A 7,451-nucleotide genomic window follows, 5' to 3' on the forward strand; every position below is an offset into this window, starting at 1 on the left:
CCCGTCCGGCGATTGAGGACATCAGTAAGCGCAACCAGTCACCGGGGCAGCGCTGAGGACACCGTCGCGAGGTCCACCGTGGACGCCAGGCCCCCGTGGTACAGGCGAAGCTCCGTCGCGCCCAAGGACTGCGCCAGCGCAGCGTCCCGCGCCAGCGAACCCGGCGCGCCCCCCATCCCGCTCACGACAGTGAAGTTCGCCGCCAGTACGGACGCCCCCGCGGCGTGAGCCGCGAACGCCGGGAGCATGCGGGACGCCGCGCCGCCCGTGCACGGCAGGACCACCCCGTCCGCCACGCCCAGGATGTGCGCCGGGTCCACCCCGGCGTTCGCGCCCGTGTGGTACGGGACCGGGTCCGCGTGCAGCAGCACCTGGAAGCCCGGGCCGCCCGCAGACCGTACCGCCGCCACCGCCGACTCCTGGAGCGTACGGGCCACTTCGCCACGCCACGCGAGAGTGACGGCCGCCAGCTCCGCGCCGAGGAGCTTCTCGATGGCCGCCACGCCCGAGGGCACTCCTTCCGCCGCGCCCGCAACAGAGCCGGCCCACACGGGCCGAAGCGCATCCCGTACCGCCGCGGCCAGGGCCTCCGGCGAAACGCCCAGCTCCGCGTACCCCGCCCCGCACACCTCGCAGAAGCACAGCGACATCAGGTACTGCGCCGCCTCGTCCAGGCCCACGCCCCCGATCTTGTCGTGCGCGTGCAGGTGCGCCAGCCCGTACCACCCGCACGACTCCAGCTCCGTACCGGCCGACCCGGGCCGTACCGCCGCCTCCGCCGCCAGCGCGACCAGGTACGCCGCGACGGCGGGACGGGCGATGCAGGGCGCCCAGGGGTAGCGGTCCCCGTACGCGTTGACCACGGACGTGTCGGGACGCTCCGCGCCCAGGCGGGAGTTGTGCGCGAGGACCACCCAACTGTGCACCTCCAGGCCCGCCTCGGCGAGCGCCGCCGCCGCCTCCCCGTACGCGTCGCCGGGCGCCCAGGCCCCCGCCGCGTACGGCCGCAGCTCGTGCCCCGCCCAGTGGGCCTCGTCCACGGGGTAGAGGACCGAGGCGTGTTCGGCCGTGACGATCCGGTGGCGCGGGTGGCGCGGGGTCAGCGCGCGCGTGGAGTGGTACGCGGAGGCCAGCGTGACCTGCTGGACGCCGAGGTCCGCGATCCGCCGCGCGGCGTCCGGGTCGCCCACCACGTCCCAGGGGTAGAGGAACGCGGAGGCCTTCACGCGCCCGTCCCCGGAACGGTGCCGGCCACGGTGCCCGGCGCGGTGTCCGCCAGCAGCGCGCGGCCCCGCTCGATGAGCGCGGCCAGTTCCTTGACGTGCAGACCGAGCGGCTCGCTCAGCGGCGGCCGCACCTCGCCGACGTCGAGCCCCCCGAGCCGTACCCCCGCCTTGACCAGCGAGACGGCGTACCCCCGCCCCTGGTTGCGCAGTTCGACCAGCGGTACGTAGAAGCCGTCGAGGAGCCGGTTGGCCGTCACGTCGTCGCCGCTGTTGAGCGCCCGGTGGAAGGCGAGGGCGATGTCGGGGGCGAAGGCGAAGACGGCGGAGGAGTACAGGGTGATGCCGATGCCCCGGTAGGCGAGCCCGGTGAGTTCGGCGGTGGGCAGCCCGTTGAAGTAGAGGAACTCCCGCCCGGGCAGCTCGCGGCGGACCGTGCTGACGATCCGCTGCATCAGGTCGAGGTCGCCGAAGCCGTCCTTGAGGCCGATGATCCCCTCCACCTGCGCCAGCGCGACGGCGGTCTCGGGGGTGAGGACGGCGTTGTCCCGCTGGTAGACGATGGTCTCCAGGGAGGTGGCCCCGGCCAGCTCGGTGTAGTGGCGCAGCAGGCCCTCTTGGTCGGCGACGACCAGGTAGGGCGGCATGGCGAGCAGCCCGTCCGCGCCGGCCTCCTCCGCGAGCTTCGCGTACTGGATCGCGAGGGCGGTGCCGTAGCCCGCGCCCGCCACGACGGGCACCTCCCCGGCGGTCTCCTCCACGGCGGCGGCGACGCAGTCGCGGAACTCCTGGGGAGTGAGGGCGTGGAACTCGCCCGTTCCGCAGCAGGCGAACACCGCCGCGGCTCCCGCGTCGACGCCCCCTCTGACGTGCGCGCGGAACGCGTCGAGGTCGAGTGTGCCGTCGGGACCGTACGCGGTGACGGGGAAGAACAGCGGCCCCTCCACTCGGGTGAGTCGGGCGGCGAGCGGGGCTGAGGTCACTGGCGCTCCCTGGGCCGTGCACCGGGCGCTCACCGCCCGTGCACAATTCTGATCGATGTCCATATCTCTGAACACGACCACGCTAGGGCAGCCGCGCGGCGCAGGTCAAGACAGGAAACAGCAACCAGGAGGCGGATCACTCCCCGCCACGCAAGACTTGACGGTGCGGAGGGGCACTCCTTAGCGTGTCCACGCATGTGAATACCGTCTACGGATCTGAGTCCGGTGACAGGCCGCCGACCGTACCGCCGAGGAGACCGCGCCCATGCCCGCACCCCGCACCGTCCTGCTCACCGGCGCCGCCGGCGGCCTCGGCACCCTGATGCGGGGCCTGCTGCCCGCGTACGGCTACGAACTGCGCCTCTTCGACTCCCGGCCCGTCGAGGGCGAGCCGGACGCCCTCACGGCCGATCTGGCGGACAAGGACGCGCTGCGGGAGGCCGTGGACGGCGTCGACGCGATCATCCACCTCGCGGGCATCTCCCTGGAAGCCTCCTTCGACAAGATCCTCAAGGCCAACATCGAGGGGACCTACAACCTGTACGAGGCGGCCCGCGCGGCCGGGGTCCCGCGCACGGTCTTCGCCTCCAGCAACCACGCGGTCGGCTTCACCCCCCGCCCCCAGGGCGACGACCCGCTGATCCCCGTCGACACCCCGCGCCGGCCCGACACGTACTACGGCCTCTCCAAGTGCTTCGGCGAGGACCTCGCGCAGCTCTACTGGGACCTGCACGGCATGGAGACCGTCTCCGTCCGGATCGGCTCCTGCTTCGCCGAACCGACCTCCGTACGGATGCTGTCCGTGTGGATGAGCCCCGCCGACGGCGCCCGGCTCTTCCACGCCGCGCTCACCGCCGAGGACGTCGGCCACACCGTCGTGTACGGCTCCTCCGCCAACACCCGGCTCTGGTGGGACCTGTCCGGCGCGCGGGCGCTGGGTTACGACCCCCAGGACGACTCGGAGCCGTACGCCGCGAAGCTCATCGCCGAACAGGGCGAACTGGACCCGGCCAACCCGGACCACGCGCACCTGGGCGGGCACTTCACGACACACCCGCCCCAGTGGCCCCACTGACGCCGGCGGCGGCCCCCGCCGAAATCCGGGCGACAGCGGCGGGGCGTACGGGGACGATGGCGGTATGCCCAGGCCTTTCGGATTCACCTACGAGCGAAGGGGTGACGGCACGGTCGCCGTCACCCACCGCGGGCGCGCCGCCGCGACCCTGCGCGGCGCCCGGGCGGAGAAGTTCCTGGCCGAGGTGGAGCAGGGTGACGCCCAGCTCGTCATGGCCCGCTGGACGGGCGCGTACAAGTTCGGGAACGAACGCGTCGCGCGCCAACATTCGCGCAATCGGCGTAGGTAAGGGAACGGCAAAGCCGGGTCGCTCGTTACGACGGCATGACAGCTATGACCCCCGGCTCGAACATCCCTCTTCCCACCGCCCACGTGGCGGTGGACGTCACCGCTCCGGTGCGGCTCGACGTATCGGGCCTGCTGCTCACCGCCGACGGCAAGGTGCGCTCCGACGACGACTTCATCTTCTACAACCAGCCCGCGGGCCCCGGCGTGAGCTACCGCTCGGGCGGCGGTACGGCCCCGGACGCCATCGTCGTCGACACCGGTTCCGTGCCGGCCGGCATCGAGAAGATCGTCGTCACGGCGAGCCCGGACGCGGCGGGGCAGAGCTTCCAGGGCATCGAGCCCACGGCGACGGTCCGGAACGCGGCCGACGGCAGCGTGCTCGCCACGTTCACGCCCCCGCAGCTCGGCGCCGAGACCGCGCTGGTGATCGTCGAGGTCTACCTGCGCAACGGCGCCTGGAAGGTCCGCGCCGTCGGGCAGGGGTACGCGAACGGGTTGGCCGGGATCGCCACCGACTTCGGCGTCTCCGTGGAGGAGCCCGCCGCCGCGCCCGCCCCGGTCCAGGCCCCGCCGGTGCGCGCGGCCGACCCGCGCGTGGCCGCGCCCCCCGCCCCCGCGGCCCCGCCCGCCCCGCAGGCCCCGGCGCCCTCCGCGCCCGGCTCCGGCAAGATCAACCTCGACAAGGGCCGCGTCAGCCTCCAGAAGAACCAGACCGTCTCCCTGGTCAAGGGCGGCCGCCCGCTGCTCAGCAAGGTCAAGATGGGCCTCGGCTGGGAGCCGGCGTACGGCGGCAAGGACATCGACCTCGACGCCTCCGTCATCGCCTACGGCCCGGACCGCAAGCACCTGGACAGCTGCTACTTCGGCCGGCTGTCCATCCTCAACGGGGCGATCAAGCACTCCGGGGACAACCTCACCGGAGAGGGCGCGGGGGACGACGAGGTGATCGTCGTCGACCTCGGCCGGCTGCCTGCCGAGGCGACCGGCCTGGTCTTCACGGTGAACTCGTTCACGGGCCAGAAGTTCAACGAGGTCGCCAAGGCCTACTGCCGGCTGATCGACGCGGCCACCGACGAGGAACTGGTCCGCTTCGACCTGACCGGCGCCGAGCCGCAGACCGGCGTGATGATGGCCAAGCTGATCAAGCAGTTCTCCGGCGAGTGGGAGATGACCGGCCTCGGGGAGTTCGTGAAGTCCCGTACGGTCCGGGGCATGGTGAAGCCCGCGGCGAAGATCCTCTGAGCCCGGGAGGCCGTCCCGGGACGATCGGGACGGCGTCCGGAACGCCCAGCGGGCCGCCACGGTCTCGACGACCGGCGGCGGCCCGGGGGCTCGGCCTTCTCCAGGCTCCGCTTCAGAGCTTGGTCAGTTTGGAAAAGGGGGTCAGGATCCTTCCCTGGCGCCCCGAGAAATCGATGAGCACGGCGTGTTCGCCCTCGACTCCGATGACTCTTCCCAGCCCGAACTGGTCGTGGGAGACGCGGTCTCCGACATCGAACTGCTCGGGCGGGGGTGAGGCCGGGCCTTGGCGGTTGAAGGGACTGGACGGCAGGTGGCGCCGGGATCCGGCTGACTTTGTCATTACTTGGAGTATGCGCCCAAGGGGCCCCGCCGCGCCATGCCCGACCGCCGACCGGCCCGCCGGATCACCCGTTCCAGGGCCCTGCCGGGGGTGCCCGGAGCCCCGCGCGGGCCGCCCGGTCAGCGCCGGGGCGAACGCCGCCAGGGGCCGGTGACGGCCAGCATGATCCCCGGCTCCTGGATGTTGGCGTACAGGACGGCGCCGTCCGGCGAGAACACGACACCCGTGAACTCGCTGTCGTTGAGATCGTTGCGCGCGAGGGGGTACGTGACCCCGCTCTCCGTCGCCCCGAAGAGGTGCTGGACCCCCTCGCCGTCCTCCGCGAGGATCAGCCCGCCGTACGGCGAGACGGTGATGTTGTCGGGGCCGTCGAAGGCCCCGTCCCCGTCCGGGTCCGTGTTGACCCCCAGCAGCACCTTGAGGGTGAGGGTGCGGCGCCGGGGGTCGTAGAACCACACCTGCCCGTCGTGCGGGCGGCCCGGGCTCTCGTCGCGGGCGTACGAGGAGACGACGTACGCGCCCCCGTCCGCCCACCACATGCCCTCCAGCTTCCTGGCCCGGGTGACGTCGCCGTCGTCGAACTGCTCCCGCACCTCGACGGTCCGCGCCTGCCGGTCGGGCACCTCCAGCCAGTCCACGCCGTACACCGTGCCGATCTTCGTGGCGCGCGAGAGGTCGTCCACGAACCGGCCGCCCGCGTCGAAGCAGCGCGGAGCCTGGAGCACCCCCGCGTCGTCGGCGAGGTGCCGGAGCCGGCCCCGGCCGTGCTCGAAGCCCTTCGGCGGGACCCAGCGGTAGAGCAGACCGTTGGGACCGTCCGCGTCCTCCGTCAGATAGGCGTGCCCGGTACGCGGGTCCACCACGACGGCCTCGTGCTCGAACCGGCCGAACGCCTTGACGGGCCGGGGGTCGCGGTTGGCCCTGCGGTCGTACGGGTCGACCTCGAAGACAAAGCCGTGATCCTTGGTCATCCCGTTCTGGCCGGCCCGGTCGGCGTTCTCCTCGCACGTCAGCCAGGTGCCCCAAGGGGTGCGCCCGCCCGCGCAGTTCGTGGAGGTGCCGGCGATGCCGACCCACTCGGCGGTACGGCCGTCGCGGTGCGTCTCCACGACGGTGCAGCCGCCGGCCGCCGCCGGGTCGTACACCAGACCCTCGGTCAGCGGCACCGGGTACGGGTAGTCGGTCCGGGGCCCGTCCAGCTCGTGGTTGTTGACCAGCAGCGTCGTACCGCGCGGGCCGTCGAACGTGGCGGTGCCGTCGTGGTCCGACGGCGTGAACTCGCCGGTCTCCAGCCGGGTGACCCCGCTGTGGGTGAGGACGCGGTACGAGAACCCCTTCGGCAGCGCGAGCATCCCGGCCGGGTCGGGGAGCAGCGGCCCGTACCCCGGCTGCGGCGCGGGTCCGCAGGCCACCTCGGGCGCGTCCTCGGCGGCGAGGGCGCCGGGGGCGGTCGCGAGGGCTCCGGCGGCGCCCGTGAGGACGAGGCCGGCGCCGGTGAGAGCGGACTTCCCGGAGAATTCCCTGCGGGTCAGCGGCATCGCGGCGGCCTCCTGGGGCGTGGGAGTGTGGGAGAACACGGTCGCGTGCGCGTATAAACGGCGGTTGAACAGCGTCCGACGTCCGAAAGGCCCGCGTCCATGAACCTGCCGGTGACTTCCCTGCCCGCGACCGGTCGCCGCGTGCTCGTCAGCGGGGCGTCGCGCGGGCTGGGCCGCGCGGTGGCCCAGGTGTTCGCCGCCAACGGCGACGTGGTCGCCGTCCACCACGGGACCCGCGCGGCCGAGGCCCGGCTCACGCTGGAGTCCCTGTCGGGTACGGGGCACGTGCTGGTCGGCGGCGACCTCTCCGACCCGGCGGAGGCGGCGCGGGTCGCGGACGAGGCGGCGGAGGCCCTGGGCGGGATCGACGTCCTGGTCAACAACGCGGCGGTCAACGAACGGCATCCGCTGCCGACGACGTCGTACGAGGAGTGGACCGAGATCTGGCAGCGCCACCTGTCCGTGAACGTCCTCGCCACGGCGCTGCTCAGCCACCGGGCGGCACGGAACATGATCGACCGGAGCGTGGCGGGCCGGATCGTGAACATCGGCTCACGCGGCGCGTACCGGGGTGAGCCGGACCACCCCGCCTACGGCGCGACGAAGGCGGCGGTGCACGCGCTGGGACAGTCCCTGGCGGTGTCCCTGGCCCCGTACGGCATCGGCGTGGTGTCGGTCGCGCCCGGCTTCTTCGAGACGGAGCGGGTGGCGGGGCGGCTGTCGGGGCCGGAAGGGGAGGGGATCCGGGGGCAGAGTCCGTTC

8 protein-coding genes are annotated in these 7,451 nt (G+C 73.0%); 4 read left to right on the top strand and 4 right to left on the bottom strand.

Annotated features, from left to right (window positions below; genetic code table 11):
• Positions 1–38: 38 nt before the first annotated feature.
• Together GT042_RS29185 and GT042_RS29190 are read right to left on the bottom strand one after the other, a co-directional pair.
• The gene (locus GT042_RS29185; RefSeq protein ID WP_161311708.1) at positions 39–1,226 is read right to left on the bottom strand and encodes a hypothetical protein; all 1,188 of its coding nucleotides are present in this window, start codon (positions 1,224–1,226) and stop codon (positions 39–41) included.
• Positions 1,223–2,206 carry a 5-dehydro-4-deoxyglucarate dehydratase gene (locus tag GT042_RS29190; RefSeq protein ID WP_161311709.1) on the bottom strand — a complete coding sequence of 328 codons (984 nt, stop codon included), beginning with the start codon at positions 2,204–2,206 and terminating at the stop codon, positions 1,223–1,225. The genes GT042_RS29185 and GT042_RS29190 overlap by 4 nt, the downstream gene beginning before the upstream one ends.
• 265 nt (positions 2,207–2,471) lie before the next feature.
• On the opposite strand from GT042_RS29190, the gene GT042_RS29195 reads away from it, so the two are divergent.
• From GT042_RS29195 to GT042_RS29205, 3 genes are all read left to right on the top strand, one after another.
• Positions 2,472–3,281 (top strand): NAD(P)-dependent oxidoreductase, encoded by an 810-nt coding sequence (locus tag GT042_RS29195; RefSeq protein ID WP_161311710.1) that lies wholly within the window; start codon positions 2,472–2,474, stop codon positions 3,279–3,281.
• Positions 3,282–3,345: 64 nt separating this feature from the next.
• Positions 3,346–3,570, top strand: coding sequence for a hypothetical protein (locus GT042_RS29200; protein ID WP_161311711.1), 225 nt, complete (start codon positions 3,346–3,348; stop codon positions 3,568–3,570).
• 35 nt (positions 3,571–3,605) lie between these two features.
• The gene (locus GT042_RS29205; RefSeq protein ID WP_161311712.1) at positions 3,606–4,811 is read left to right on the top strand and encodes a TerD family protein; all 1,206 of its coding nucleotides are present in this window, start codon (positions 3,606–3,608) and stop codon (positions 4,809–4,811) included.
• A 112-nt stretch (positions 4,812–4,923) separates the two neighbouring features.
• Here GT042_RS29205 and GT042_RS29210 read toward each other — a convergent pair whose 3' ends face one another.
• Together GT042_RS29210 and GT042_RS29215 are read right to left on the bottom strand one after the other, a co-directional pair.
• Entirely contained in the window at positions 4,924–5,151 is a 228-nt protein-coding gene (locus GT042_RS29210) for a hypothetical protein (RefSeq protein ID WP_161311713.1), read from the bottom strand.
• A 119-nt stretch (positions 5,152–5,270) separates the two neighbouring features.
• Positions 5,271–6,689 (bottom strand): alkaline phosphatase PhoX, encoded by a 1,419-nt coding sequence (locus GT042_RS29215; protein ID WP_161311714.1) that lies wholly within the window; start codon positions 6,687–6,689, stop codon positions 5,271–5,273.
• 99 nt (positions 6,690–6,788) lie between these two features.
• Here GT042_RS29215 and GT042_RS29220 point away from each other — a divergent pair.
• Positions 6,789–7,451, top strand: a 663-nt coding sequence (locus GT042_RS29220) for an SDR family oxidoreductase (protein ID WP_161311715.1), incomplete at its 3' end; no start/stop codon positions are given.

It is taken from the genome of Streptomyces sp. SID3212 (assembly GCF_009865405.1).
Classification (GTDB): Bacteria; Actinomycetota; Actinomycetes; order Streptomycetales; family Streptomycetaceae; genus Streptomyces.